Genomic DNA, 26118 nt, shown 5'->3' on the forward strand with positions numbered 1-26118 from the left:
GCCATGACGACGACGAAGACCGTTGTGCAGGACCTCGCGGCGCTCGCGACGGCCATGCGGGCGACACCGCTGGCCACGGGCACCGCCGAAGCCGCCGAGCGGGTGCTTCTGGACTGGCTCGGCGTCACCCTGGGAGGCGGCCGAGCGGCCCCCGCCGTGGCCCTGATCCAGGGATTCGGACGGCTGGCGGGGCCGAGCCGTGTGGTGGGCGGCGGCAACGCGCCACCGCCGATCGCGGCGCTCATCAACGGCACCGCCGCGCACACCCTGGAACTGGACGACATCTACGCCCCGGGCCTCTACCATCCCGGGGCACCGACCATCGCGGCGGGACTCGCCGTCGCGGACCAGACAGGCGCCTCCGGAGAGCGTCTCCTGCGCGCCATCGTGACGGGGTACGAGGTGGGCTGCCGGGTGGCCGCCGACCTCGGTCCGGAGCACTACCGTAACTGGCACACCACGGGCACGGCCGGGAGCGTCGGCGCCGCCGCGGCGGCCGCGGAGATCCTCGGACTCGACGAGGCCGCCTTCGCCCACGCGCTCGCCATCTCCGCCACAATGGCGTCCGGCCTCCAGCAGACCTTCCGGGGCGACGCCATGGGCAAGCCGCTGCACGCCGGGAACGCGGCCCAGGCCGGGGTCGTGGCCGCCGCGCTCGCGCGCGGGGGAGTGACGGGCGCGCCGGACGTGCTCGAGGGAGCGGCGGGCCTCGCGGCGGCTACCGGGGCCGCGACGTCGGACTGGGCGAACTGCCGGGCGACGCTCGACCGCGGCCTCGCGGTCGAGTCCATCACCGTCAAGCCGTACCCGTGCTGCGGGCACACCTTCGCGGTCATCGACGCCGTCCTGCTGCTGCGGGAGCGCGGGCTGACGGCCGAGCAGGTCGATCGGCTGGAGGTCGGCACCTACGCGGCGGCGCTCGACGTCGCGGGCATCGCCCGTCCGGCGACGGTTCCGGAACGTCGCTTCAGCATCCCGTACCTCGCCGCGGTGGCCCTGACCGATGGTGCCGTCACCGAGGCATCGGTGGAACGGGACAGGACGGACGAGCGATTCCCCGCACTCGTCGGCGCGGTCGCGCTGGAGGTCGAACAACCCTTCGAGGAGCGCTTCCCCGGCCGGCGCGGTGCCCGGGTGACGGCCGTGACCCGGGACGGCCGTCGGCTGAGGGCGGAGGTGCCGGACCGCTCGGGCAGCCCGCAGAATCCGCTGCCTCGCGACCGGATGGAGCAGAAATTCCTTGCCGCTGCGGCGGCGGTGCTGGGGCCGGACGGGCGTGACCTTCTGGAGCGGGTGCGAGGACTGCGCGACGGTGGTCCCGTCTCCGGCCTCATCCTCGGCTCTCCCGTTCCGGACACCGCGTGATGTAGGGGATGACCTGTGCCCCGGTCGCGCCCTGCGATGCAGAACCGGGGCACAGGAGCTTTCGGCACGACGGGCCTTCGTCGAAGGCCCTGGAAGCCGCGGCCTCAGTGCTTGTCGGGCAGCAACCCGATCGGACGGCCGACGGGCGCGGCTCCGTACAGCCGCGGCATCGCCTCCACCAGTTCCTCGGCGGTCACCGGACCGTCCGACTGCGCGTGGTGGGTGGCGGAGATGCTCCAGGACTGCATGCGGTTGACCTTGTCACCGTCGATCCTGAGGACCTGCCCGGTGAGCCAGCCGGCGGCGTCGGAGGCGAGGTAGACGACCGCGCCGGAGGCGTTGGCCGGGTCCAGAGGGTCGAACCCCTTCTCGCCGGAGGCGCCGTCCCCCAGCATCTCTGCCGTCATGCGGGTGGCGGCGATGGGGGAGATGGCGTTGACCGTGACGCCGTAGCGGCGCATCTCCATGGCCGCGATCGTGGTCAGGTTGGCGATGCCCGCCTTGGCCGCGCCGTAGTTGGACTGCCCGACCTGGCCGAACAGGCCCGTGCCCGAGGTGGTGTTGATGAGACGGCCGGCGATCGGCTCGCCGCGCTTGAAGGCGTCGCGCCAGTAGGCGCACGCGTGCCTGGTGAGCGCGAAGGTGCCCTTGAGGTGGACGGCGATCACCGCGTCGAACTCGTCCTCGGTCATCGAGAAGATCATGCGGTCACGGAGGATGCCGGCGTTGTTCACCACGATGTCGAGCCGGCCGAACTCCGCCACCGTGTCGGCGACCAGCGCCTCGGTCGCCCCCCAGTCGGCGACCGAGCTCCCGTTGGCGACGGCGCGGCCGCCGAGCTCGGTGATCTCGGCGACCACCTCGTCCGCAGGCGACTCGTCGGCCCGCTCGCCGTGCAGGCCGGCGCCGAGGTCGTTGACGACCACGGCGGCGCCGGCGCGGGCGAGCGCGAGGCAGTGCGCGCGCCCCAGCCCCCGGCCTCCACCGGTGACGATCGCGACCTTTCCATCCAGAAGCCCCACGAGCCACCCTCCTCATGCAACGTGCTATAAGATTAATTATCTTACTATATAGATGTTCGAGTTGCGATGCCAAGCCGGACCCTTGTCGCGCACCGTTAAATGAGATAGATAGTTCAACTTAGGAGGTTGGGATGAAGGTCGGTCTCTGGTTCGACCTGCGCAACCCGCCGCAGTGGCGGCGGGATCCCGCGCGCCTGTACGCGTTCACGCTGGAGATGTGCGAGGAGGCGGAGCGCCTCGGTGCCGACTCCGTCTGGTTCACCGAACATCACGGGTTCGAGGACGGATACCTCTCGCAACCCCTGACCTTCGCGGCGGCTGCCGCGGCGCGCACGAAACGGGTCCGGCTGGGCACCGGCATCCTCATCGCCCCGTTGCGCAAGACCGTCCAGCTCGCGGAGGAGGCGGCCATCGTCGACCTCATCAGCGCAGGCAGGCTCGACCTCGGGCTCGGCGCCGGCTACCGGGTACCGGAGTTCGCGGCCTACGGAGCCGACATCGGCGCGCGCTACCGGACTCTCGACGCCCAGGTGGGCGAGTTGCGGCGGCTCTGGGCCGAGGGCGGGGTCACGCCCGGCCCGGTCCAGGAACGTTTGCCCATATGGCTCGGTTATCAGGGCCCCAAGGGAGCCGCACGGGCGGGACGGATGGGGGAGCCCCTCCTGACGGCGAACGCGGAGTCCTGGCCCGCCTACCGCGACGGTCTGATCGCCGGCGGGCACGATCCGCGGACCGCGCGCATGTCCGGCGGCATCGATGGCTTCGTCAGCGAGGACCCGGAACGCGACTGGCCGCTCGTGGCGCAGCACGTCGCCTACCAGTTCGACAGCTACCGCCGCTACATGGTGGAGGGCACCGGGCGCCCCGTGCCCCGGCCGGTGGACCCCGACAGGTTGAGGGCGCGAACGCCCCGCGGCCCGCTCTCCTCCTTCCTCTTCGACACCCCGGAGAACGTCGCCACCAGCGTGGCGAAGTACGTCGCCGGAGCCCCGGTCGAGACCGTCTGGTTCGGAGCCTCGGTCGCGGGGCTGCCCGAGGACGCCGTCGCACGGCACATCGATGTCATCTGCAACCGGCTTCGGCCGTTGCTTCAGGGCGCCGGTTCACCGGCCGCGGACGGCGTGGCGGAAGCCGGGGCCGAGCACAGGGGGACGGAAGAATGAAGAGGCTCCAGGACAAGATCGCGATCATCACGGGAGCCGCCTCCGGCATCGGGGCCGCGACGGCGGAACGCGTCGCGGCCGAGGGGGCGCGCACGGTGGTCGCCGACCTGAACGCGGCGGGCGCGGCCACGGTGGTCGAGAAGATCACGGCCGCCGGCGGGACGGCGATGGCCGTGGAAGTGGACCTCGGCGATCCCGCCTCGGTGCGTGCGATGGTCGAGAGCACGGTCACCGCGTACGGCGGCGTCGACGTCCTGCACAACAACGCCGCCGCCACCCACCTCGCGGCTCGCCGGGACCTGCCCGTCGCCGAGGCCGACCCGGCGGTATGGGACGAGACCATGCGCATCAACCTGAGCGGCACGATGGTCGCCGTCCAGGCCGCGGTCCCGCACATGATCGCCCGAGGCGGTGGATCGATCATCAACACCTCGTCCGGGTCCGGACTCGCCGGCGATCTGCGCAACCCCGCCTACGGCGCGTCCAAGGCGGCACTGATCAATCTCACCTGGTACGTCGCCACGGAGTTCGGCAAGCGGGGCATCCGCTGCAACAGCATCACACCCGGCTTCATCGTGACCGGAGCCAGTTCCGGGTCCGCGCAGGGTGCGGTCCAGGAGACCATGCTGCGCCACCACCTCACCCCCCGGCTCGGCAGACCCGAGGACGTCGCGGCCGCGGTCGTCTTCCTCGCCTCGGACGAGGCCGCCTTCATCACGGGCCAGACCCTCGGGGTGGACGGCGGCCTGCTCGTGCACCAGCCCTACGTCGCGGACATGCGCGGCGACTGACCACCGGCCGCCGGGGCGGCCCCGGCCCGCACCCTCCCCACCCCTCAGCGAGGAGAAGCGAATGGTCAACGTCAATGTGGACCTGCATCGGAGCAAGGCCGCCTCGGATCTGCCGCGCCCGCGCCTGATCATCGGGGGCGAGGACGTCGTCGAGGCGAGCGGCGGCGTCCACGACCATGTCAACCCGGCCACCGGCGAGGTGCAGGCGAGCATCCCGATCGCGGGCGCCGCGGAGGTCGACCGGGCCGTCACCGCGGCGCGCCGTGCCTTCGAGGAAGTCTGGGGGCCCATGCGCCCCGCGGAGCGGCGCCGCCTGCTGACCCGGTTCGCGGAGCTGGTCCGTGCGGACATCGAGGACTTCGCCGCCATCTGCCCGCTGGAGAACGGCGTCCCGATCGGCGGCTGGGCCGAGTCCGTCGGTCCGGCCGTCGCGGAGTGGACCGAGTACTACGCCGGCTGGGCCGACAAGATCGAAGGCAGCGTCGGCGCGGCCTACAGCCCGCACGAGTTCATGGAGTACACCATCGCCGAGCCCTACGGGGTGATCGGCCACATCATCACCTGGAACTCGCCCGCGCTCTCCCTGGCGATGAAGGTGCCGCCGTCGCTGGCGGCGGGCAACACCGTCGTGATCAAGCCGGCCGAGAGCACCCCCTACTCCGCTCTGCTGTTCGCCGACCTGGCGCGCCGGGCCGGCATCCCCGACGGCGTCATCAACGTCGTCACGGGCCTGGGCGAGGCAGGTGAGGCCATGGTGACCCATCCGGGGATCGACAAGATCTCCTTCACCGGCGGTCCGGCGACCGCCCGCCGCATCATGGCCTCCGCCGCGGCCGGCCTCAAGCCGGTGGTGTTCGAGCTCGGCGGCAAGTCCGCCAACCTGCTGTTCGCGGACGCCGATCTCGAGGCCGTCGGCGCGTACTGCACCGCGTTCGCCATGAGCAACTCCGGCCAGGGATGCGCGCTGCCGACCCGGCTGCTGGTCGAGCGGCCGATCTACGACCAGGTCGTCGAGATGGCCGTGGCCACCGCGGGCGGTCTGGTCGTCGGAGACCCGCTCGATCCGGCCACGTACATCGGCCCGCTGATCAACGCGACCGCCCGCGAACGCGTTCAGGGGATGATCGACAAGACGGTCGGGGACAAGGCCGGCAGGCTGGTCTTCGGCGGCGAACCCATCGAGGCGGACGGGTTCTACGTCGCCCCCGCGGTGTTCGCCGACGTCGACAACAAAAGCGACCTGGCGCAGAAGGAGGTCTTCGGGCCCGTCCTGGCGATCACCCCGTTCGACGGAGAGGACGAGGCGGTGGCGCTGGCCAACGACAGCGAGTACGGGCTCTCCGCCTACATCCAGTCCTCGAACATCGACAGAGTCAACCGCCTGGTGCCGCGCCTCCGGGCCGGGACCGTGTACGTCAACCCCGGCCCGACCCCCATCACGTGCGCGGCAACTCCTTTCGGCGGCGTCGGAATCAGCGGGTTCGGCAGGGAGGGCGGCAAGGCGGGGCTGGACGAGTTCATCCATGTGAAGGGCGTCGGCGTGGGGCGTCTCTAATTGGATCAAGAGATGCCCGCCGACCAGGTGTGACGGGCTTCCGCGCCGTCTCGCGGCCGGCGATCTCCTCGCCATTGTCAGTGGCCGATTTCGGTGTTAGCGTCGGACCATAATCAAGCCGAACCACCCCTTTATCGCGGCTTGTGGATGGTGAGCCATGAGGAGATCGGATCTGCGGAAGGCATTCCGGGGAGTCGACTGGAGCGTGTCCACGGCGGACGGGCTCGCGGCTCCGGAGGCGGCGGCCTTCGGAGCCGCGCCGTCCGGCCAGGCGAGGCAGTGGTCCGCCGACCTGACCGCGGTGGTCGGGGAGGTCTCGCCCTCGCAGCAGGTGATCGTGGGCTGGCCGCACCTCCAGCCCGAGGGGCCCGGCTCCTTCGACTCTGCCGCGCTGGACCGGTGCGATGAGAGGCTCGACCTGCTGATGGAGCGGGGAGTGAAGCCCGGCCTCACCCTCCTGCACGTCGACATGCCCGAGTGGGTCGACGCTTCGGGCGGCTGGCTGAACCGTGACACCGCCCTGCGTTTCGCCGACCTCGCCGTGGTGATGGCCGATCGCTTCGGTGATCGCGTCGACCATTGGACGACCGTGAGCGACCTGCTCGTCCACTCGGTCGCCGACTACGTCGCGGGGATGCTCCCCACCGGCCGGGGCGTCGGGATGCGCGGTCTGGTCGCCCTTCACAACGTCCTGCTCGGGAACGGCCTCGCGACGCAGGCCGTGAGGAGCCTGGACGGCGATGCCCGGGTGGGCAGCGCGATGACCCTGATCGGGGGATACGCGGCGTCGGACGACCTCGCCGACCGCCTCGCGCTCAACCACATGGAGTGCTGGGCGTATCGGCTGTTCCTCGACCCACTGCTGCTCGGACGGCACATGGTCGACGAGAACGACCGCTCTCCCGTGGAGGAGACCGGCTGTGTCGACGCCGGTGACATGGCGGTCATCTCGGAACCCACCGACATGCTCGGACTGGTCTGGCACGTGCCCTCGCGGGTGGCGGCCCCGGAGAACCTTCCCAGGCTGCTTCCCGTGCGGCAGTGCTTCAGCGCGCTGAACGACGCGAACCGTGTGCTGGCGCCCTTGGGATTCGTGCTCGCCCCGATGGACGCCGTGGAGACCACGACGTACGGATGGCCCGTGGTTCCGGAGGGGCTGGCCGACGCGGTCGCGGCGCTGCACGACATCTACGGTGACGCCCTGCCTCCGGTGCGCGTGATCGACAGCGGCATGTGCGATCTCGGCTCGGCGGGAGACCCGGCCGGTGCCCTGCGGCGACGCTCCGCGCTCGCCGCTCAGCTGGGCTGGCTGGCCGAGGTGATGGAGGACGGAGTCGAGATACAGGGCTACGAGTACTGGTCGCTCGCCGATAACGCCGCCTGGAAGCTGGGATACACGAGGCACTACGCGATGGCGATAGACGCCCGGCGGAACCCCTCCCAGCCCAGCATTCCGCTCGACTGGGCCCACCAGGACGCGTTCGGCGGCCGGGTCGGGTTCACCGGCAAGCCCGGGAAGCGCGCTCTGCATCCGGTATGAGGGCATCCGGTATGAGGCCCGGACCGTGCGGAACCGCCGAGACGCACGGCGATACCGGCGGCGCCGCCCGTGGCCACGGGCTCGTCACGGCGAGCGGGAGACTCCCGTGGTGGCGGGCTCGACGATCGCCAGGGGCGCGCCGGTCGGATCGGCCAGCATCGTCCGGCGGCCGAGCCGGGCCTCGGACGGCGGAGCCAGGACGGTGCCGCCCAGCTCCACGGCCCGGGCGGTGGACGCATCGCAGTCCGTCACCTGGAAATGCGGAATCCACGCAGCCGGCTCCGAGGTCGACGCGCCGTCCGTGCGCGCCAGTCCACCGATCGGCTCGCCACCGATCTCCCAAACTGTGTCCACGACGCCGAGATACTCCCGGTCCACGGCACGCCAGCCGAAGACCCTCTCGTAGAAGCGGCGGCTCGCCCCGACGTCCGAACTGACGAGCTCCACCCAGCAAACCGTGGCCGGCTCGCCGACGGCCCCGAACAGCGGATAGTTGCCGGCCCGCACAAGGCCGAAGTCGGCGCCCAGCGGATCGGAGCAGAGGGCCATCCGGCCGAGGCCTCCGTAATCCGTTGGCGGTATCAGTTCCTGCCCGCCCTCCGCCTTGGCGGCGTGGACGGTGTCGTCGATGTTCTCGACGCAGAAGTCACAGGTCCAGGATGCGGGTTCTGATTCGTCGGTGAGCATCTGCATGCCCGCGACCTCGGGCCCGTGGACATCACCGAGGGTGAAGACGTAGTAGTCCGTGTAGTCCGGGACGGTAAGGGTGTAGACGTACCAGCCGAACAACTCACAGTAGAAGGTCTTGGCGGCTTCCACGTCCGGGCTGACCAGGTCGGCCCACCCCGGCCGCCCCACGGCGGGCTCGCTCGCATCGGGCATCGTGCGACCTCCACGAGACGTGCGTTTCAGGCTCTGAACCAGGCTATGGAGGGGTGTGCCATCCCTTTCGCCCGCCGGGGATCGGGGCCGTCAAGGATGCCTAAAGCTTTGCCAAAGTCCAGCGTCGTGTGGCGTGTCATATGGCCCCTTGTCGACGCGCGTCCAGCGGAGATAGCTTAACTATCTAATTATTTTCGATCGCGTGAACGAGGTGTTCCATGCGAGTGCGGGACAAGGTCATCGTCATCACCGGCGCCGGGTCGGGGCTCGGCCGTGAGGCCGCGCTGCTCTTCGCGGAGGAGGGTGCGAAGGTCGTCGTCACGGACCTGAACCCGGAGCGCGGCGAGAAGGTCGCCGCCGAGGTCGCGGAGGCCGGCGGGCAGGCCGTCTGGCGAGCGGCCGACGTCCGCATCGAGGAGGACATGCGGGCGGCGGTGGCCCTGGCCGTGGACACCTGGGGACGTCTGGACGTGATGTTCGCCAACGCGGGGATCGGCGAGGTCGGATTCGGCACCGTCCCGATCGAGGAGCTCACGCTGGAGAACTGGAACACCGTTCAGGCGACCAACCTGACCGGCGTGTTCCTCTCCGCCAAGGCCGCCGTCCCGACGATGAAGGCGCAGGGCGCCGGGAACATCGTCGTCACGAGCTCGGCGTCCTCGTACGCGGCCTACCCGCACTTCATCAGCTACACGGCGTCCAAGCACGGCGTCAACGGCCTGGTGAAGGTACTCGCTCTCGAACTGGGAAAGTACGGGATCCGGGTCAACGCGCTCTGCCCGACGCACGGCATGTCCGTGAACCTGGCGATGCCGCCGGACGCGGAGGTGCTCGGGAAGTCGTACGAGGAGATGGCCCCGTGGGACAGGGACGCCGCCGCCATGCCGCTGCGCCTGGACCGGCCGCCGACACTGCGCGACAACGCCAACGTCGCGCTCTTCCTCGCCTCCGACGATTCCGCCTACATGTCGGGCGTGTGCCTGCCGGCGACCGACGGTGGCACTCTGTCCCGCGTCGCGATCATCTTTCCTGAGGACGTGGGAGGTGCTGGCCTCGGCGCTCCGCTTCCCCCCGGCTGAGGTCAGGGCGCCGGCGTGTCCAGTTCCGCGAGCCATCGCTCGTGCCGGTCGAAGTGGCCGGGATCGCGCGTCACCCAGATTCCGGACGCACGGGCCAGCACCGCACCGGAGGGCAGGAGCGTCATCTCGCCCGCGATGTACCAGCGGGAGCCTTCCCGCTTCTCGACCCACGCCTTGACCCTGATGGGGCGTTCGATGGGGACCGGCTTGACGAAGCTGACCGACAGTTCGGCCGTGACGGAGAGCGTGGAGTTCAGCAGTGGCACGTGGCCCAGGCACTCGTCGAGGACCGACGCGGTCCAGCCGCCGTGCGCGACGTTGGGGCCGCCCTCCTGGTCGCGGGGGCAGGAGACGTCGAACCATGCGGTCCCCGCTTCGTCCAGGCGCTCACGCTCGACTCCGAGCCGGCAGGAGCCCGCAGTGCGGCAGGCGCCGCACAGGGCGACCCCGCCGTCCGTGCGGGGAGGGTCCTGGAAGTCGGATCCCGCCCAGCGGAGATTGGGTGTTCTGGGCTCACTGCCGCCGGTGGACATGACGCCTCCTCGTGGATAGATAAATAAGTAATATCATTATATCTTCCTGAGATGCTCGCGGTCACGCCCCGTCGGTGTCGGCCCGCAGCTCGAGCTCCCAGGCATCCTGCTCGGCGAGGGCCGCGGAGTATCGCCGCCTGGCCGCCTCCCGGCGTCCCGGGATCCACTCGGTGGGCCACAGGCCGGGAGCGGGAGAGAAGTCGCGCAGCACTTGCCTGGCGACCGTCGTCGTGTGAGCCTCCGTCGGCCCGTCCCAGATCCCGAACATCGGGACCTGCATCCACATCCGGGCCAGCGGCAGCTCGTCCGAGACACCGAGCGCGCCGTGCACGTGCACGGCGCGCTCGACCACATCGTGGACGAGCTTCGCGCCGAGGTTCTTGATCGCCGCTATCTCCTTGCGGACGTTCGCCGTCCCGCTCTGATCGATGAGCCACGCGGTGTGCAGGACCAGCAGCCGGTACTGGCCGATCTGCGCCCACGAGTCGGCGATCGCCTGCTGTACCAACTGCTTGTCGGCCACGAGAGAGCCGTGGGCCCGGCGGCTGAGCGCGCGCTCGCACATCATCTCGAAAGCCCGGGTCGCGACCCCGACCGCCCTCATCGAGTGGTGGACGCGGCCCCCGCCCAGCCGGGTCTGGGCCACCGCGAAGGCTTCGCCCTCCCCGCCCAGCATGGCGTCCGCTCCGACGCGGACATCGTCGTACCGGAGGTGGGGATGCGTCATCCCCCCGGGCTCCTCGCCGTAGGTGGTCGTCGAGCGGATCACCTCCACCCCCGGTGTGTCCGCGGGCACCAGGAACATCGACATGCCGCGGATCGGGTCGGCGTCCGGGTCGGTGACCGCCATGACGATGACGAACGCCGCCTGCTCGACGTTGGAGGAGAAGAACTTCTCCCCGTTGATCACCCAGCCGTCGCCGTCGCGGACGGCGCGGGTGGTGAACTGCCGAGGGTCGGCGCCCGCCTGCGGCTCGGTCATCGAGAAGCAGGAGAAGACCTCGCCGGCCAGGAGCGGCCGGAGGTAGCGCTCCTTCTGCTCCTCGGTCCCGTAGTGGGCGAGGATCTCCGCGTTGCCGGTGTCGGGTCCCTGGACGCCGAAGATCGTCGGCGCCCATTCGTTGCGGCCGATGATCTCGTTCATGAGAGCGAGCTTCACCTGCCCGTAGCCGTGGCCGCCGAGTTCCGGCGGAAGGTGGCAGGCCCACAGACCGCGATCCCGCACCTGCTGCTTCAGCGGTTCGATCACCTTGCGCAACCAGGGCGGTGGCGGCGTGTGGTCCATGCCGGGCCACAGCAGGCACAGCGGCTCCGTCTCGGTCTCGACGAACTCGCGCATCCAGTCCAGCTTCTGCTGGAACTCGGGCTCAGTGGAGAAGTCCCAGGCCATGGTGCCCCTTCGGTGTCGTGGTGGTCGGTCGTGCCGGCGGGTCAGCCGAGCGCGGCGCGCGCACGGGCGATCATGTCCGGGACCTGCCGGGCGGCCCTGGCGCCGAACCCGGACGTCTCGCCGCGCCGCCGCGCGTTCTTGGCGATGAGGGCGGACGCGGACGCGAGCTTGAAGAGCACCAGGGCACGGAACCACTCCAGGTCAGCCGTATTGGAGCCTCCTGCGTCGATGTAGACGGCGCGGAGTTCGTCGGGCCAGGGCATGCCGGGTGCTCGCCGTTGCGCCGATGGATGCCCGTCGGGGTCGGCGGTCAGCAGGAACCAGGCCAGGTCGAGCCGGGGGTCCCCGACCGACCAGATCTCCCAGTCGATCACCGCGCGTACGCGGGCGCCCTCGCACAGGGTGTTGCCGAGCCGGTAATCGCCGTGGAGGAGCACCGGAGCGCACATCTCGGGGATCGTCTCGCGGAGGCGTCCGGCCACGGCGTCGGCGCCGGGGCGCAGGTCGTCGGGCACCGTGGCGAAGGCGCGTTCCCATCTGCCGACCTCGGCGTCCAGAGTCCCCACGGGTTCGTCGTTCAGCGGCGTCAGGGACGGATCGACGCGGTGCAGGGCCGCCAGGACCTCGGCCGCATGCAGGGCTCGGCCCCTGACGTCGGCCGGAGGGGGCAGGGCGATGTCGGGGTCGATGTTGGGATCCAGCGATTCACCGGTCACGAACTCCATGCCGAAGAAGGGGGGCACCTCCGGCGGCGAACCCGCGTCCTCGAAGAGCACCTCGGGCACGAGGACGTCCCGTACCTCAGCGAGCGCGCGCAGGATTCTCGCCTGCCTGAGCACGTCGCGGTTGCGCACCGGTGGAACACCGGGCGGGGCGACCTTCAGCACGAGTGGTCCGGGAGCGGGCCCGTCCCCCCATCGTCCTTTGAAGGTGAGGCTGGAAGCCCCGCCCTGGAGGGGGACCGGATCGCGCACGGCACGGCCCGCGGCCGAGGACGCGCGTGCGATGAGTTCCTCCGGCTGTACCGCCGGATGGTCGGGTGCTGACGTTCGGGCCCGTTGCGGCATGGGTCTCCAAACCTTGCGCCGGTTTTCTAAATCAGTTATCTATATAACATGATCCAACTTTATCGTCCATACCTTGTGGGTGCGGTGGTGCCGGTGCCACGGGGCGCGGGCGGGCTTCGATGAACCCCCCGGAGGAGCGGGAATACCTGCGCAGGGACCAGGTCCCGGACCGGGCGGAGAGACGGTCCCTCGGGGCCCGGACGGCCCGCCGGATCGAGGAGATGGTCATCGACTCCGGGTGGGCGGTGGGGACGGTCCTGGGATCGGAAGCCGAACTGACCGCCCGGCTCGGGGTGGGGCGGTCGGTCCTGCGCGAGGCGGTCAGGCTGCTGGAGGCGGAAGGGGTCGCCAGGCGGCGACCGGGCCCGGGCGGGGGACTGGTGGTGACGGCGCCCGACGTCGACGCGGTCCTCGGCTCCGCCCGGATGTTCCTGGACTACCGAGGCGTTCGTTCCGACGATCTGTTCGAGGTGTGGCTGGCGGTCGAGATCGCGGCGGTGGGCCGCCTGGTCACCACGATCGACCGGGAGGGCGCCGTCCGGCTGCGGGCTGTACTGGCCGCCGGCCGCCTGGCCTCGGGCGGCGAGCCGGCGGACCTTCCGAACGTTCATGTCGAGATCGCCCGCCTGTCCGGTAACCCGGTGGCGGAACTGTTCCTCCGCGTGGTCATCGAGCTGTGCCTGGAACACGGCGTCCGGCGCATCGACAAGCCTGACCGGGCGTGGCTGGACGCCCGCCACAGCGAGATCGTCGAAGCCGTGGTGAGCGGTGACGGCGCCCTCGCCCAGCAGGCGGTGCGCCGCTACATCGCGCGCCTGTCGTCCTGGGGCGCCCTGCCGGGGCGCGCCCGTCCACCCCGTTCCCATTCACCGCGTTCCCGTTCACCGCAGCCGCCCGAACCGGAGGTTTCCTGATGACGAACGCCTACGACCGCACGAAGCTGTTCGACCTGGAGGGGAAGATCGCGCTGGTCACCGGCGGCAGCCGCGGCCTCGGCAGGGAAATGGTCCTCGCCTTCGCCGCCGCCGGAGCCGACGTCGTGGTCGCCAGCCGGAAGCTGAGAGCATGCGAGGCGGTCGCCGATGAGGTGCGCGCCCTCACCGGTCGCCGTGTCATGCCGATCGCCTGCCATGTGGGCGACTGGGGGCAGATCGACCGCATGATCGACGAGGTGTACGACCGCTGGGGACGCGTCGACGTCCTCGTGAACAACGCCGGGATGTCGCCGCTCTACGAGCATGTCGGCACCATCAGCGAGGAGCTTTACGACAAGACCTTCGCCGTCAACCTCAAGGGTCCCTTCCGGCTGATGGCGCAGGTGGGCACGCGGATGGCGGCGGGGAGGGGCGGTTCGATCCTCAACATCAGCAGCATCGGCGCCATCAAGACCGGTGCGGACGTCATCCCCTACGCGGCGGCCAAGGCGGGGCTGAACAGCATGACGGCCTCTTTCGCCCACGCGTTCGGCCCGACCGTGCGCGTCAACGGGATCATGCCGGGCGGGTTCTTCACGGATGTGGCCGCGCACTGGGACCGGGACGCGTTCGACCGGCACGCCGCTCAGAACTTCGCGCTCGGCCGGGGCGGCGAGCCGCGGGAGATCGTCGGCGCGGCGCTGTACTTCGCCTCGGCGGCCTCCAGCTACACCACCGGGTCGCTGCTCGTCGTCGACGGCGGCGTCCCGGCCTGACCGCCCGCGCTCGAACGTGAGGAGTGACGAAGTGGGTCTGCTGCAAGACAAGATCGCGATGGTGACGGGTGCCGGATCGGGGATCGGACGGGCCATCACGCTGAGGTTCGCCGCCGAGGGAGCGACGGTCGTCGCCGCGGACGTGTCCGGAAAGGAGCGGGACGTCGCGAAGGAGGCCGAAGGCCGGGTCACCCCGTTCGCCTGCGACGTCACGGACGAGCGTTCCATCCGCTCACTGATGGAACACTGCCGTGAGCAGTACGGCCACCTGGATGTGCTCGCCAACAACGCGGGGATCGCCGGCGGCCGGGCTCGCATCCACGAGATGGACATGGCCGAGTTCGACCGCGTGATGGCGGTGAACGTGCGCGGCTCCTACCTCGTCCTCAAGCACGCGCTGCCCCTCTTGATGGAGGCGCCCTCCGGGGCGTCCGTGGTCAACACCGCGTCCATCGGCGGCTTCAGGGCGACTCCCGGCTCGTCCGCGTACATCACCTCGAAGGGGGCGCAGGTGATGATGACCAAGGTCGCGGCGCTGGAGTACGTCGGGGACGGCGTCCGGGTGAACGCCGTGTGCCCAGGGACGACGCAGACCGCGATCTTGGAGGGCAGCTCGCCGGAGATGCTGGAGATGTTGTCGGCCAGAATTCCGATGGGCCGTCTCGGCGGCGCGGACGAGGTGGCGAACCTGGCCCTGTTCCTGGCTTCGGACGAGGCTTCCTACATCACCGGCCAGTGCTACGTGATCGACGGGGGCCGCAGCGCGGGCTGAAAAGGCGGCGCGCGCCGGGCGGTGAGGAGAGACCGCCCGGCGCGCAGGGAGAACAGACGACCGGTCAGACGGCCATCTGCTGGGGGGTCTGGTCGGGGACGGTGAACAGCTCGCCGAACGCGCCCCGGGTGATGCGTTCGCGGACCGCGTCCGGCACACCGTCGAACAGGCCGCGGAGGGTCTCCTGCGTGTGCCCGTAGGTGCCCTCCAGATGCGGGTAGTCGTCGCCCCACATGACGTTCTGGTAGTCGGTGTACCGCACGGTGTCCACGGCGCTCACGTCGTGCTGGAACGACGCGTACACCTGCTTCTTGATGATCTCGCTGGGCAGGCGGCTCAGCTTCGGCCGCACGAAGATCCCGTGCTGGCGGTACGCCTCGTCCATCCGGTCGGCGACGGCGGGGAGCCAGGACGCGCCGCCCTCGGCGATGAAGATCTTCAGGTCCGGGTGACGGTCGAGGGCGCCGCCCGCGACCATGTGCGACACCACCCGCATGCCGGGATAGGTCGTCTCCATGAAGTTGACCACCGCGCCGCCGGGGCCGCGGTAGACGACCGTCTCGCCGCCGGTGCCGATGTGGAAGGCCACGGCCATCCCGGCCCGCTCGGCGACGGTCCACAGCGGTTCCCACCGGTCGAGGCCGTACTCCTCGCCGGCGGCGGTCTGGGTGGGCAGGAACACCGACTGGAAGCCCAGCTCGGCGGCGCGCTCGAGCTCGGCGACGGCGTCGTCCATGTCCGCCATCGAGACGCAGGCCGGGGTGAAGATGCGATCCGTGCGCTGCATGATCTCCGCGTGCGCCCAGTCGTTCCACGCGCGGACGACCTCGCGGGCGAGCTCGCGGTCGCGGATGAGCACGGACCAGAAGCCCATCGAGGGGAACGCCACCTGCCCCCAGACGCCTTCCTGGTCGAGGTCCTTGAGCCGGACGTCCAGGTCGCGGGCGCCCGGCGGGCGGATCGCGTCCATCATGTCGTTGAGCTGGCGGCTGACCTGGTCGCCGTCGATGTACAGCACCTCGAACCGATCGCCGCGCTCGCTGCGCGGAGCGCGCTCCGCCAGTCGCTTGGGCAGTGCCTGGAGCCACAGGTCGTCGGGCTCCAGCACGTGCGAGTCGGCCGAGTTGGCCCAGATCTTGGTCATGAGACCCTCCTGAACATCCCCGAAGAAGACGAAACTATTCTATATATCTAGCTATATCTGGCAAGGGTCGGGGTCGCGGCCGGGCGCCCCTCATCTTGTTAAAGTAGTCTAATTATGTAACTATATCTAGTGCAGAGAGGGAGGTCACATGGGTGGTCTGATCGCCTACGGCGCCTACGTCCCGCACCATCGGCTGCGTCGGTCGGAGATCGCCGCGGTCCTCGGCGGCGCGGCCGCGCCGGGAACCCGCACGGTCGCGGGGCACGACGAGGACAGTACGTCACTGGGGGTGGAGGCGGCCAGGACCGCGTTGCGCGGACTGTCCGATGGGCGCGCGCCCCGCAGGCTGTACTTCGCGTCGTCGGCTCCCGCCTACCGCGACAAGACCAACGCGACCGCCGTCCACGCGGCCCTGCGGCTGGACCGGTCGGCGCCCGCCGCCGACATGTGCGGCGCCGTCCGCTCCGGGTTCGACGCCGTCGGCGCCGCCATCGACTCGCCGGTCCCGGCGCTGGCGGTGCTGTCGGACCTGCGCGGCGGCCTTCCCGGCGGAGCCGACGAGCGAGACGGCGGCGACGCCGCGGCGGCGCTGGTGTTCTCCGGCTCGGGCGAGGACGCGTCCACCGCTCCGGTGATCGCCGAAGTGATGGGCCAGGGCTGGGCGACCGCAGAGTTCCTGGACCGCTGGAGACCCCAGGACGCCGTCGCGTCGCGGACCTGGGAGGAACGCTTCGGCGAGCAGGCGTACGCGCCACTGGCGGAGTCCGCGTTCGCCCAGGCGCTGAAGGAGGCCGATCTGACGCCCGAGGGCGTCGACCACCTCATCGTCGCGGGCGCCCACGGACGTGCCGTCCGGACCGCCGCCGCGCGGACGGGTGTACCGCGCGAGGCGTGGGCGGACGACCTGTCCCGCTCCATCGGCAATCCCGGAGCGGCGCAGTTCGCCGTCGTCCTCTGCGACGTGCTGGACCGGGCGGGGGCGGGCGAGACCGTCGCCGTCCTGCTGCTGGGCGACGGTGCGTCGGCGCTGGTGCTCCGGACGACCGAGGCCCTGGCCGAGCGCCGCCCCGCCCCCTCGGTCGGGGAGCAGGTCGCGGGCGGGGACGACTCGCTGACCTACGCGACCTACCTCACCTGGCGAGGACTGCTCGACCGGGAGCCGCCCCGGCGCCCGGACCCCGAGCCCCCTTCCGCGCCGCCCATGCACCGCTCCACGGACTGGAAGTACGCGTTGGTGGCCGGGCGGTGCGCATCCTGCGGGACGCGGCACCTTCCGCCCGCGGACGTGTGCCGCGCATGCCGGCACACCGGGCGGATGGAACCGGAGCCGATGGCCGACGTCCCGGCCACCATCACGACCTACACGGTCGATCATCTCGCGTACTCGCTCAACCCGCCGGTCGTCACGGCGGTCGTGGACTTCGAGGGCGGCGGCCGGATGCGGTGCGAGCTGGCCGACACCGACCCCGGATCGGTTCGGATCGGGAATCGGGTGGAGATGTCCTTCCGGCGGACCCAGACCGCCCGGGGCGTCCACAACTACTTCTGGAAGGCGCGGCCCGCGCGCCGTGTCCCGGGGCAAGGCTGAGGAGGAGACCGGTGGGATCGAACGGTATCCGCGATCGCGTGGCGATCGTCGGTATGGGCTGCACGGCCTTCGGGGAGCACTGGGGCCGGTCGGTCGAGAACATGCTGGTGGAGTCGACGAACGCCGCAGCGCAGTCGGCGGGGCTCGCGCTGACGGACGTCGACGCCTTCTGGCTGGGCACTCAGGGATCGGGCGTCTCGGGACTGACGCTCAGCCGGACGCTGCGCATCGGCGACAAGCCGGTCACGCGCGTCGAGAACTTCTGCGCCACGGGCTCGGAGGCCCTGCGCCAGGCGTGCTACGCGGTGGCCTCGGGTGCCTACGACGTCGCGATGGCGGTCGGCGTGGAGAAGCTGAAGGACTCGGGATACTCGGGTCTGGTCGGCACCGCCATCCCCGATGACGGCACCGTGGGCATGAACGACATGACGGCTCCCGCCTCCTTCAGCCTCCTCGCACCGGCCTATGCCGAGCGGTACGGGGTGGACCAGGACCAGCTGAAGGACGTCCTGGCCCGCATCGCGTGGAAGAACCACGTGAACGGAGCGCGCAACGAGCGGGCGCAGTTCCGCAAGGAGGTGCCGATCGAGCGCATCAAGGCGGCTCCGCCCGTGGCGGGCATGCTGGGCGTGTTCGACTGCTCCGGGGTCTCGGACGGTTCCGCGGCCGCCATCGTGGTCCGCGCCGAGGACGCGTACCGCTACACCGACAAGCCGATCTTCGTGAAGGCGCTCTCCTTCGTCGCCGGAGCCGCCACCGGCGCCAGCGACCCCGACTACGACTTCACCACCTTCCCCGAGGTCGTGGCGTCGGCCCGGGACGCCTATCGGCAGGCGGGCGTGACCGACCCCCGGACACAGATCGCGATGGCCGAGGTCCACGACTGCTTCACGCCCACGGAACTCGTCCTCATGGAGGACTTGGGGTTCTCCGAGCGGGGCCAGGCGTGGAAGGACGTGCAGGCGGGCGTGTTCGACCTCGAGGGCGAGCTGCCGGTCAACCCGGACGGGGGCCTGAAGGCGTTCGGCCACCCGATCGGTGCTTCCGGCCTGCGGATGATGTTCGAGGCGTGGCTACAGCTGCGGGGAGAGGCCCCGCCGGACCGGAGGATCACATCTCTCGGTGAAGGGCGGCTCGCGCTCACCCACAACCTGGGCGGAGCCCCCGGCGAATGCGTCTCCTTCGTTTCACTCGTCGGCGCAGAACCCGGCGCCTGACGTCTGCTCCCGAGAAAGGACGGCGAATGACCGTCACCAGTCCCGGCCCGCTGAGCGAGGCGGAACAGCAGGAACGACGAGCCTGGTTCCGCGAGCACTGGGAACGCGGGGTCGGCTTCAACAATGACTGCGGCATGCGCGTGCTGCGCTGGGAGCCGGACGGGATCGAGATGAGCCTGCCGTACGCCGACCGGCTGTCCGCCCATGACGGCGTGATCCACGGCGGCGTGGTCTCGGCGCTCATCGACACCGCGGGCGGCGGCGCCGTCATCGCCGGGCACGACTTCGCCAAGGGCAGCCGGTTGAGCACGGTGTCCCTGACGGTGCAGTACCTCGCTCCCGCGGTCGGCCCGGAGGTCGTCGCGTCCGCGCGGTGCGTGCGTCGGGGAGGGCGGATCCACTTCGCCGAGGCCGAGGTCCACCGGGCCGACGGCACGGTGTGCGCCCGAGGCCAGATCGTCGTGAGCGTCTCCGGCGAGCGGCCCCGCGTGGGCGAACCGGTGCCGAGCCAACCTTAGGAGAGTAGATGTCCCAACAAGACGACCTGGTCCTCTACGAGGTGGACGCGGACGGCGTCGCCACTCTCACGTTCAACCGGCCGGAGCGCAAGAACGCCTGGAACGTCCCGATGGAGGAGCGCTTCTTCGCGCTTCTCGACCGCGCCGCGGCCAATCCCGACGTCCGTGTTCTCATCGTCACGGGCGCGGGAACGGCGTTCTGCCCCGGCATGGACATGCAGCGGCTCGAACAGAACTCCCAGCCGGGGCAGACCCTGAACCTTCAGGACCGCACTCCGATGTACAGCCGGCGGTCGCTGCCCAAGCCGATGATCGCCGCGATCAACGGAGGCTGCGCCGGGATCGGTCTCATCCAGGCTCTGCAGTGCGATGTGCGGTTCGCCGCTCGCGGTGCCCGTTTCACCACCGCCTTCACCCGGCGCGGACTGGCGGGCGAGTACAACATGCCCTACGTCCTGCCTCGTGTCATCGGGCTGGAGAACGCGTTGGACCTGCTCCTGTCCGGAAGGACCTTCGACGCCGACGAGGCGAAGACCCTCGGCCTGGTCAGCCGGGTCGTCGAACCGGAAGAGCTCTTGGACGCGGCCCGGGCGTACGCGCGGGACATCGCCCGCAACTGCTCGCCGCGGGCGATGGCCGTCATGCGGCGGCAGGTGTACGGCGATCTGGACCGGAGCTTCGACGAGGCACTGGCACGGAGCTATTCGGTGATGGAGTACTTCGCCGGATCCGCGGACTTCCGGGAGGGCGTCGACAGCTTCACCCAGAAGCGGCCGCCGAAGTTCGACGGACTGCCCGCGGACTTCGATCCGGACGACGCCGTCGCCGACCCCTTCCTCCCCGGCTGAGCGGCCCGAACGGACACGAGATGACGACAGGAAACGGGTATTCCGGTGGCGCCGGCGAGACCCTGGCCGCAGTGCCCGCGGCATGGCGAGACCTCCGGTCGCTGCTGGAGTTGACACCCACCGGAACGGATCGCTACCGCGCCCCGGCCACACTGACCGGGCATGAGACCCTCTTCGGCGGCCTGGTGGCGGCCCTCGCCGTTCTCGCCGCAGGGCGTACCGGCCGACCGGGGCAGGTTCCGCACTCGTTGCACGCCTACTTCCTGAGACGGGGAACCGACCACCCCTTCCTCGACATCCGGGTTCGCCGGGTCCGGGACGGGCGGGCCTTCGCCGTCCGGGAGGTCGAGGTACGGCAGGGAGATCGGACGATCTTCACCATGGTGTCGTCCCTGCATGCCCCCGAGACCGGCGATGACTGGCACGCGGGCGGCGAGACGGAGGGCATCGACCCCGCGACCGCTGATCCCGCATTGCCGACCCAACGGCTGAGGGACGTGGGCTTCCCCTTCGACATACGCCATGTCGCCGCCCCGCGTCCGGACGGATTCGTCCCGCTCCACCCGATGTGGCTACGGCACCGCCGCCCCCTGCCGGCCGATCCCCTCTGGCAGATCGCGGCGCTGACCTACATCTCCGACCTCGGGGTCGTCATGGACGCCCGGCCGCCGGGTTCCACCCTGCCCCCGGACTTCATCGGGACGAGCCTCGACCACACGGTCTGGTTCCACCGGCCGGCCCGCGCGGACGAGTGGGTGCTGCTGGAGTCCGAACCGCTCAACAGCAGCGGTGGCCGGGCACTGAACCAGGCTCGCATCAAGGACCGGTCGGGTCGGCTCGTCGCGTCCATCCTGCAGGAAGGGCTGCATCGACGTGGGGACTGAAGCGACTCGGTCGGTGCGGGATTCCACCTGGTCGGCGATGGTGGCCGGCTCCTACGATCACGATCGTCCCGCCGTGCTCTACGACGGGACGGAGTGGAGCGGGCATGAGCTCATGGACCGCGCCGGCGGCGCCGCGTGCTGGCTCGACTCGCTCGATCTCCCCGCCGGAGCGGCGGTGCCCGCTCTCGTCGCCTCGTCCCCCGAAGCGCTCGCCCTGGTCGTCGGAGGTGCCGGGAGCGGGCATCCGATCGCGCCCCTCGGGGTTCGCATGACGGCGGCCGAGGTCGCCGCCGTGGTGGAGCCCATGGCGTCGCCCGTGGTCGTCGCCCAAGAGGAGTTCGCGGCTCTCGGGCGCCGGGTGGCGGAGCGGACGGGGCGTCGTTTCGAGCCGGTGCCGCCCCTGGCGCCTCGCCAGCGCGATCTGCGGGCCGGTCCGGAGGACGTCGCGATCGTGCTGCACACCTCGGGCACGACCGGCGCTCCGAAACCGGTCCCCATGCTCCAGTGGCGCCTGGCCGCTCGCGCTCGGGTGAACGGCGGCCTCTGCCGCCTGGATCCGGAGAGCCTCTACGGCGGCAGCGCACCGTTCCATCACATGTCCGGGCTGGGGAACGTGGCCGTCGCACTGGGAGCCGGGGCGCGGATGACGGGCATCCCACGTTTCACGGTGGAGGGATGGAGGCTGCTGTGCGAGAGGGGGGCGACCCATACCAGCATGGTTCCGGCCATGTTGGAGATGCTGCTCGCGGAAGGCGAGCTGCGGCCCGCGAAGTGGTGCGTGCTCCAGTACGGTGGTGCACCGATCCGGCCCTCGACGCTCCGGGCGACCTACGCCGCCGTCCCCGGTGTTCGGATGCTCAACATGTTCGGCCAGACGGAGGGCTCCCCGCTCTCGGTCCTGACCCCCGACGACCACCGAGCGGCGATCGACGGCAGAGAGGGACTGCTCCTTTCGGTCGGCCGTGCCGCTCCAGGGGTCGAGCTGCGGATCGACAAGCCCGATCCGCAGGGGGTGGGCGAGGTTCTCGCGCGAGGCGACCACTTCTTCGTGCTGGACGCGGAGGGCTGGCTGCACAGCGGTGACCTTGGACGCGTCGCGGAAGACGGCTACGTCTACCTGTCGGGACGGCGCAGCGACATGATCATCCGCGGTGGCGAGAACGTCCATCCGGCGGAGGTGGAGGCGGTTCTCGCCGCATGCCCGGGCGTCGCCGACGTCGCGGTGGTGGGAGTGCCGGACGATCGGCTCGGCCAGACGGTGGCCGCCTTCGTGGTCCCGGCCGACGCGGCGGCGCCGCCGGACCACGCCGCCATGCGGACGTTCGCCCGTGCCGAGCTCTCCGGGTTCAAGGTCCCCGTCCACTGGCACTTCGTGGAGGAACTGCCGCGCAACGCCAACGGCAAGGTCCTCCGGCGGGTTCTCCGCGAACAAGGGTCCTGACCCGCGGGCACGGCCCGGTGCGATGGAGAACTCCATCGCACCGGGCCGTGGCCTTTCCGGCGGTGCGCAGCGGCGAGCGGTCGCGCCCGTCCGCCCACCGCGGCGCGCCGGCCCGGAGGATCAACCGGGACCGATGTAGCTGTCGAAGACGTCCCCCTTAAGGAGTTCAGCCGGGGAGCCGTCGTAGCCGATCTCGCCTCGGCGCAGGACGTAGGCGTGCGTGGCGATCTGCAGCACCTTCTGCGCGAACTGGTCGACGATGAGGAGCGCGACTCCCCGGGCGGCGAGCGTCTCCAGGAAGGCGAACACCTCGTCGACGATGACGGGCGCGAGCCCGAGCGACGCCTCGTCCACCATGACGAGGGCCGGGTCGCGGTGCAGGGCCTGCGCCATGGCCAGCATCTGCTGCTGACCCCCGCTGAGCGTCCCGGACGTCTGGTCGAGACGGTTCGACAAGGCGGGGAACGCCTCGACGGCGCGCTCGACGGCGTTGGCGGAATCTCCCGGGTCCGCCTGGAGCCGGAGGTTCTCCCGAACGCTCAGGCCCCGGAAGATGGCGCGTCCCTCGGGGATGTAGCACAGCCCGCGCCGGGCGCGCCGGTGGGCGGCGAGGGCTCCCACATCCTCGCCCAGCAGTTCGATCCGGCCCGACTGGACGCGGTTGAGGCCGCCGACCGTCCGCAGCAAGGTCGACTTGCCCGCGCCGTTGGCGCCGAGGAGGGCCACCACGGCGCCTCTGGGCACGGCGAGAGAGACACCGTGCAGGACGGTGGTGTCGGCATAGCCGGCTCGGACATCGTGCAGTGCGAGGGCCGGGGAGTCGACGCCGTCGACGGTCGTCGCGGTCACTTCGGTGCTCGTCATGCTTCGGACTCCCGCACGTCGCCGGCGATCTGGAGTTCCTCTGTGCCCAGGTAGGCCGCGCGGACCGCGGCGGAAGCGCGCACGCTCTCCGGAACGCCCTCGTGCAGCAGCCTTCCGAAATCGAGGACGTAGATGTAGCTGCAGATGCGCATGACCAGGGACATGTCGTGTTCGACGATGAGGACCCCGATACCGCGCTCCCGTACCACCTTCTCGAGCACCTGCGCGAAACGGGCGGTCTCCATCTGGTCGAGGCCGGAGGAGGGCTCGTCGAGCAGGAGGGCGTCGAACCGGCCCGCCAGGCATCGAGCCAATTCGACCAGGCGACGTTCACCGGTGGAGAGTTCGCCGGCCTGCCGCCGGGACAGGTGCTCGATTCCGCACAGCCGCAGCGCGCTCTCGGTCGCGGCACGGGTCTGGCGGCGTTGCGCCCTGGTCGCCGCAATCTGCGACCAGGGCCGTGAGCCCGCGAGGCCGCTCTCGTGCCCGAGGGCGACGTTCTCAGCGACCGTCAAAGAGTCGCAGAGGTTCATGATCTGGAAGGTGCGTCCCACCCCGGCCCGTCCCCGGGCGGCGGCCGAAGCGCGCGTGATGTCGCGCCCGCCCATGGAGACGTGTCCGCCGTCCGGTCTGAGCAGCCCCGTTCCGGCGTTGAACAGGGTCGTCTTCCCGGCCCCGTTGGGCCCGATCAACCCGGTGATCCGCCCCGCCGGAGCGTGCAGGTCGACCCCGTCGACGGCGGTGACACCCCCGAAGCGCACGGTCATGCCGCGGATCCGGAACCCTTCGTCCTGATCCGCGACGACGGAATGGCCGGACGGTTCGTCCAGGGCGTCCACGCCGGTATCGGTCGGCGGCCCGCCTGTCCCCGGCGCCGGCTCGTCTCCCGCCAGGGACGGGCGTCGGCCTCCTCCCAGGCGCTCGAGCGCGGCGCGGAGCCGGGCGGGCGCGGGCGGGGTTCCGCCGGCCATCGCGACCTGGATGGCGAAGAACCCGAACGCCGCGTTCAACCAGTAGGTGGTGTCCTCACCCGGCAGGTAACCCGGGAGGACGGCCGCCATTCCGATGAAGACCGCGTACCAGGGAGACGCGAACGGTGCCAGGGCGAGCGATACCAGAAGGGTGATCGAGTAGAAGGACGAGTAGTGCATGTCGGTCGTACCGGCGAAGTGCAGGGTCGATCCGTACAAGACGCCCGAGATGCCCGCCATGAAGGCGGAGACGCAGAAGACGATGAGCTTCGTCACCCTGATGCTCAGGCCCGACGTGGACACGGCGGTCGGCGCCTCCGCCATTCCCCGCAGCATCCGGCCGAGCCGTGCCCGTTCCGCAGCGACCACGGCGGCGCCGCATACGACGACGATCGCCAGCACGAAGAAGTAGAAGGCGGTGTCGCTCTGCGCGAAGGACGGACGCGGCATCGCGCGGCCGGTGCTCAGCGGGGTGAACATCCAGTTGAGCGGGTAGAAGAGCCGCTCGACCATGATGCCGAACCCCAGTGTCGCCAGGGCCAGGAAGACGCCGGACAGGCGGATCGCCGGCAAGGCCACGAGCGCCCCCACCGGGACGACGACCAGCGCGCCCAGCAGCAACGCCACGAGCCAAGGGAGTCCGTGGTCCACCGCGAACTGGGAGAAGGCGACGGCGCCAATCGCACCGAACGCCGCGTGGCACAGCGACACCTGCCCGGACGTGCGCACCAGCAGGCCGAGCGACAAGAACATCACGATCTGGGTGAGCGCCACGATGTAGAAGGTGAGCTTCGTACCGGCGAAGGCCGGAACCGAGGCCAGCAGCGCCACGACGACCACCGCGGTCCCGGCCCGGACGCGCCACGGAGCGTTCCACTGCAAGGGGGGACGGCGCTCGACCAGGGACGCGGGCATGAGCTTGCGACGCGGCGTCAGCAGCAGGGCCGCCACGAGGATGACGAACGGCAGGCTCGCCGGGAGACCAGCCAGCCAGCTGACGTCCAAGAGGAACTTCTTGGTCACGTCGGTGGCCACGCCCAGCACGAGGCCGCCGAGGAACGTCAGCGGGATGCTGGCGAACGCGCCGATGGCCGCCGCGCCGAAGGCCGTCACCACGAGGAAGGTGAGCGCGATCGGTTCCAGCCCCACGAGCGGGAGCAGCAGAACGCCCGACAGCGCGGCGAAGGTCGAGCCGATGAGCCACGCCGCCCGCCGGACCCCCACCGGGCTGACGCCCTTGATCGCCAGCAGGTCGGCGTCGTCGACCACGGCGCGCATCGCGAGGCCGATCCGGGTGTAGCGGAACAGCCCCCAGAGCGCCGCCACGGCGACCAGGGCGATCGCCGCCGTGAACAGGTACTTGTACTGCACGTTCACGGACCCGACGGAGATGAACTCCTCGGACTTCGGAAGGAAGCCCTGCACGGAGATGGGGTCGGGCCCGTACTTGATCGTTCCGAGGCCCTGGACGAGCAGGATCAGCCCGGCGGTCCCGACGATCTTCATCGCCACGCGCTGGGGCGCCAGTTGCCGAGCGATGAACTCCATGGCCAGGCCCATCAGCGGACCCGCGAGCAGGACGGTGACCGCCGCGGACACCTGCCAGCTCAGTCCCAGGTCGATGTGCAGCCAGTAGAAGAGGTACGCGGCGATGGTGGCAAGCGCACCGTGCCCGAAGTTGAAGATGCCGGAGGTCTTGTAGGTCACGATCAAGCCGGTGCCGATCAGGCCGTACACCGCCCCGATCGCCAGCCCGCTGATCAGGAAGGGAATGAGTTCCTGCATGGGCCTTCC

The 26118-nt window shown here is 70.5% G+C and carries 23 protein-coding genes; 15 read left to right on the plus strand and 8 right to left on the minus strand.

The genetic code is table 11. The features are described from left to right. Positions 1-3: 3 nt before the first annotated feature. Positions 4-1365: an MmgE/PrpD family protein gene (locus AB0L25_RS29570; protein WP_500176004.1), complete on the plus strand. Its 1362-nt coding sequence runs from the start codon at positions 4-6 to the stop codon at positions 1363-1365. A 104-nt stretch (positions 1366-1469) separates the two neighbouring features. On the opposite strand, the gene AB0L25_RS29575 is transcribed toward AB0L25_RS29570, so the two are convergent. Continuing rightward, positions 1470-2387: an SDR family NAD(P)-dependent oxidoreductase gene (locus AB0L25_RS29575; protein ID WP_500176005.1), complete on the minus strand. Its 918-nt coding sequence runs from the start codon at positions 2385-2387 to the stop codon at positions 1470-1472. A 131-nt stretch (positions 2388-2518) separates the two neighbouring features. On the opposite strand from AB0L25_RS29575, the gene AB0L25_RS29580 reads away from it, so the two are divergent. From AB0L25_RS29580 to AB0L25_RS29595, 4 genes are all read left to right on the plus strand, one after another. Beyond that, positions 2519-3550: an LLM class flavin-dependent oxidoreductase gene (locus AB0L25_RS29580; RefSeq protein WP_500176006.1), complete on the plus strand. Its 1032-nt coding sequence runs from the start codon at positions 2519-2521 to the stop codon at positions 3548-3550. Beyond that, a complete protein-coding gene (locus AB0L25_RS29585; RefSeq protein ID WP_500176007.1) occupies positions 3547-4341 on the plus strand; it encodes an SDR family NAD(P)-dependent oxidoreductase in 795 nt (264 codons plus the stop codon). The genes AB0L25_RS29580 and AB0L25_RS29585 overlap by 4 nt, the downstream gene beginning before the upstream one ends. 61 nt (positions 4342-4402) lie before the next feature. After that, positions 4403-5896: an aldehyde dehydrogenase family protein gene (locus tag AB0L25_RS29590; RefSeq protein ID WP_500176008.1), complete on the plus strand. Its 1494-nt coding sequence runs from the start codon at positions 4403-4405 to the stop codon at positions 5894-5896. A gap of 157 nt (positions 5897-6053) precedes the next feature. Continuing rightward, positions 6054-7436: a family 1 glycosylhydrolase gene (locus AB0L25_RS29595; protein ID WP_500176009.1), complete on the plus strand. Its 1383-nt coding sequence runs from the start codon at positions 6054-6056 to the stop codon at positions 7434-7436. A gap of 84 nt (positions 7437-7520) precedes the next feature. Here the strand turns inward: AB0L25_RS29595 and AB0L25_RS29600 are convergent, their stop codons facing one another. Further along, positions 7521-8318, minus strand: a complete 798-nt coding sequence (locus AB0L25_RS29600; protein WP_500176010.1) for a VOC family protein — start codon at positions 8316-8318, stop codon at positions 7521-7523. Positions 8319-8536: 218 nt separating this feature from the next. Between AB0L25_RS29600 and AB0L25_RS29605 the strand changes: the two genes are divergently transcribed. Further along, positions 8537-9397 (plus strand): SDR family NAD(P)-dependent oxidoreductase, encoded by an 861-nt coding sequence (locus AB0L25_RS29605; protein WP_500176012.1) that lies wholly within the window; start codon positions 8537-8539, stop codon positions 9395-9397. 2 nt (positions 9398-9399) lie between these two features. Here AB0L25_RS29605 and AB0L25_RS29610 read toward each other — a convergent pair whose 3' ends face one another. The 3 genes from AB0L25_RS29610 to AB0L25_RS29620 form a co-directional block, all read right to left on the minus strand. After that, entirely contained in the window at positions 9400-9930 is a 531-nt protein-coding gene (locus tag AB0L25_RS29610) for a PaaI family thioesterase (RefSeq protein ID WP_416502113.1), read from the minus strand. Positions 9931-9991: 61 nt separating this feature from the next. Continuing rightward, the gene (locus tag AB0L25_RS29615; RefSeq protein WP_500176013.1) at positions 9992-11320 is read right to left on the minus strand and encodes an acyl-CoA dehydrogenase family protein; all 1329 of its coding nucleotides are present in this window, start codon (positions 11318-11320) and stop codon (positions 9992-9994) included. A gap of 41 nt (positions 11321-11361) precedes the next feature. After that, positions 11362-12387 (minus strand): phosphotransferase family protein, encoded by a 1026-nt coding sequence (locus tag AB0L25_RS29620; protein ID WP_500176014.1) that lies wholly within the window; start codon positions 12385-12387, stop codon positions 11362-11364. Positions 12388-12506: 119 nt separating this feature from the next. Between AB0L25_RS29620 and AB0L25_RS29625 the strand changes: the two genes are divergently transcribed. From AB0L25_RS29625 to AB0L25_RS29635, 3 genes are read left to right on the plus strand one after another with little or no spacing between them, the layout of a single operon-like run. Then, complete coding sequence (locus tag AB0L25_RS29625; protein ID WP_500176015.1) at positions 12507-13301, plus strand: FadR/GntR family transcriptional regulator; 795 nt, start codon at positions 12507-12509, stop codon at positions 13299-13301. Continuing rightward, a complete protein-coding gene (locus AB0L25_RS29630; RefSeq protein WP_416499715.1) occupies positions 13301-14077 on the plus strand; it encodes an SDR family NAD(P)-dependent oxidoreductase in 777 nt (258 codons plus the stop codon). Before AB0L25_RS29625 ends, AB0L25_RS29630 begins: the two co-directional genes overlap by 1 nt. A gap of 31 nt (positions 14078-14108) precedes the next feature. Further along, on the plus strand, positions 14109-14849 hold the full coding sequence (locus tag AB0L25_RS29635) for an SDR family NAD(P)-dependent oxidoreductase (RefSeq protein WP_416499714.1): 741 nt from the start codon (positions 14109-14111) through the stop codon (positions 14847-14849). Positions 14850-14913: 64 nt separating this feature from the next. On the opposite strand, the gene AB0L25_RS29640 is transcribed toward AB0L25_RS29635, so the two are convergent. After that, positions 14914-15993: an amidohydrolase family protein gene (locus tag AB0L25_RS29640; protein ID WP_416499713.1), complete on the minus strand. Its 1080-nt coding sequence runs from the start codon at positions 15991-15993 to the stop codon at positions 14914-14916. A gap of 148 nt (positions 15994-16141) precedes the next feature. Here AB0L25_RS29640 and AB0L25_RS29645 point away from each other — a divergent pair, with 148 nt between their 5' ends. The 6 genes from AB0L25_RS29645 to AB0L25_RS29670 are packed head-to-tail and all read left to right on the plus strand — an operon-like array spanning position 16142 to position 22489. Continuing rightward, positions 16142-17581: an OB-fold domain-containing protein gene (locus tag AB0L25_RS29645; RefSeq protein ID WP_500176016.1), complete on the plus strand. Its 1440-nt coding sequence runs from the start codon at positions 16142-16144 to the stop codon at positions 17579-17581. 11 nt (positions 17582-17592) lie between these two features. Beyond that, on the plus strand, positions 17593-18798 hold the full coding sequence (locus AB0L25_RS29650) for an acetyl-CoA acetyltransferase (protein ID WP_500176017.1): 1206 nt from the start codon (positions 17593-17595) through the stop codon (positions 18796-18798). Between the two features lie 26 nt (positions 18799-18824). Further along, complete coding sequence (locus tag AB0L25_RS29655) at positions 18825-19316, plus strand: PaaI family thioesterase (RefSeq protein WP_500176018.1); 492 nt, start codon at positions 18825-18827, stop codon at positions 19314-19316. An 8-nt stretch (positions 19317-19324) separates the two neighbouring features. Next, positions 19325-20164, plus strand: a complete 840-nt coding sequence (locus AB0L25_RS29660; RefSeq protein WP_500176019.1) for an enoyl-CoA hydratase-related protein — start codon at positions 19325-19327, stop codon at positions 20162-20164. Positions 20165-20184: 20 nt separating this feature from the next. Further along, positions 20185-21048 (plus strand): acyl-CoA thioesterase, encoded by an 864-nt coding sequence (locus AB0L25_RS29665; RefSeq protein WP_500176020.1) that lies wholly within the window; start codon positions 20185-20187, stop codon positions 21046-21048. A 37-nt stretch (positions 21049-21085) separates the two neighbouring features. Next, on the plus strand, positions 21086-22489 hold the full coding sequence (locus AB0L25_RS29670) for a class I adenylate-forming enzyme family protein (RefSeq protein ID WP_500176022.1): 1404 nt from the start codon (positions 21086-21088) through the stop codon (positions 22487-22489). A 120-nt stretch (positions 22490-22609) separates the two neighbouring features. On the opposite strand, the gene AB0L25_RS29675 is transcribed toward AB0L25_RS29670, so the two are convergent. Further along, positions 22610-23353, minus strand: coding sequence for an ABC transporter ATP-binding protein (locus AB0L25_RS29675; RefSeq protein ID WP_500176023.1), 744 nt, complete (start codon positions 23351-23353; stop codon positions 22610-22612). Then, entirely contained in the window at positions 23350-26109 is a 2760-nt protein-coding gene (locus tag AB0L25_RS29680; RefSeq protein ID WP_500176024.1) for an ABC transporter permease subunit, read from the minus strand. Before AB0L25_RS29680 ends, AB0L25_RS29675 begins: the two co-directional genes overlap by 4 nt. Positions 26110-26118: the final 9 nt, after the last annotated feature.

The organism is Spirillospora sp. NPDC052242 (genome assembly GCF_040679555.1).
GTDB lineage: Bacteria > Actinomycetota > Actinomycetes > Streptosporangiales > Streptosporangiaceae > Spirillospora.

Excerpts from the sequence above, each read along its gene's own strand:
- AB0L25_RS29570 (WP_500176004.1), top strand. The coding sequence starts at position 4 with ATGACGACGACGAAGACCGTTGTGCAGGACCTCGCGGCGCTCGCGACG.
- AB0L25_RS29580 (WP_500176006.1), top strand. The coding sequence starts at position 2,519 with ATGAAGGTCGGTCTCTGGTTCGACCTGCGCAACCCGCCGCAGTGGCGG.
- AB0L25_RS29585 (WP_500176007.1), top strand. The coding sequence starts at position 3,547 with ATGAAGAGGCTCCAGGACAAGATCGCGATCATCACGGGAGCCGCCTCC.
- AB0L25_RS29590 (WP_500176008.1), top strand. The coding sequence starts at position 4,403 with ATGGTCAACGTCAATGTGGACCTGCATCGGAGCAAGGCCGCCTCGGAT.
- AB0L25_RS29595 (WP_500176009.1), top strand. The coding sequence starts at position 6,054 with ATGAGGAGATCGGATCTGCGGAAGGCATTCCGGGGAGTCGACTGGAGC.
- AB0L25_RS29600 (WP_500176010.1), bottom strand. The coding sequence starts at position 8,318 with ATGCCCGATGCGAGCGAGCCCGCCGTGGGGCGGCCGGGGTGGGCCGAC.
- AB0L25_RS29605 (WP_500176012.1), top strand. The coding sequence starts at position 8,537 with ATGCGAGTGCGGGACAAGGTCATCGTCATCACCGGCGCCGGGTCGGGG.
- AB0L25_RS29610 (WP_416502113.1), bottom strand. The coding sequence starts at position 9,930 with ATGTCCACCGGCGGCAGTGAGCCCAGAACACCCAATCTCCGCTGGGCG.
- AB0L25_RS29615 (WP_500176013.1), bottom strand. The coding sequence starts at position 11,320 with ATGGCCTGGGACTTCTCCACTGAGCCCGAGTTCCAGCAGAAGCTGGAC.
- AB0L25_RS29620 (WP_500176014.1), bottom strand. The coding sequence starts at position 12,387 with ATGCCGCAACGGGCCCGAACGTCAGCACCCGACCATCCGGCGGTACAG.
- AB0L25_RS29625 (WP_500176015.1), top strand. The coding sequence starts at position 12,507 with ATGAACCCCCCGGAGGAGCGGGAATACCTGCGCAGGGACCAGGTCCCG.
- AB0L25_RS29630 (WP_416499715.1), top strand. The coding sequence starts at position 13,301 with ATGACGAACGCCTACGACCGCACGAAGCTGTTCGACCTGGAGGGGAAG.
- AB0L25_RS29640 (WP_416499713.1), bottom strand. The coding sequence starts at position 15,993 with ATGACCAAGATCTGGGCCAACTCGGCCGACTCGCACGTGCTGGAGCCC.
- AB0L25_RS29645 (WP_500176016.1), top strand. The coding sequence starts at position 16,142 with ATGGGTGGTCTGATCGCCTACGGCGCCTACGTCCCGCACCATCGGCTG.
- AB0L25_RS29655 (WP_500176018.1), top strand. The coding sequence starts at position 18,825 with ATGACCGTCACCAGTCCCGGCCCGCTGAGCGAGGCGGAACAGCAGGAA.
- AB0L25_RS29660 (WP_500176019.1), top strand. The coding sequence starts at position 19,325 with ATGTCCCAACAAGACGACCTGGTCCTCTACGAGGTGGACGCGGACGGC.
- AB0L25_RS29665 (WP_500176020.1), top strand. The coding sequence starts at position 20,185 with ATGACGACAGGAAACGGGTATTCCGGTGGCGCCGGCGAGACCCTGGCC.
- AB0L25_RS29670 (WP_500176022.1), top strand. The coding sequence starts at position 21,086 with ATGGTGGCCGGCTCCTACGATCACGATCGTCCCGCCGTGCTCTACGAC.
- AB0L25_RS29675 (WP_500176023.1), bottom strand. The coding sequence starts at position 23,353 with ATGACGAGCACCGAAGTGACCGCGACGACCGTCGACGGCGTCGACTCC.
- AB0L25_RS29680 (WP_500176024.1), bottom strand. The coding sequence starts at position 26,109 with ATGCAGGAACTCATTCCCTTCCTGATCAGCGGGCTGGCGATCGGGGCG.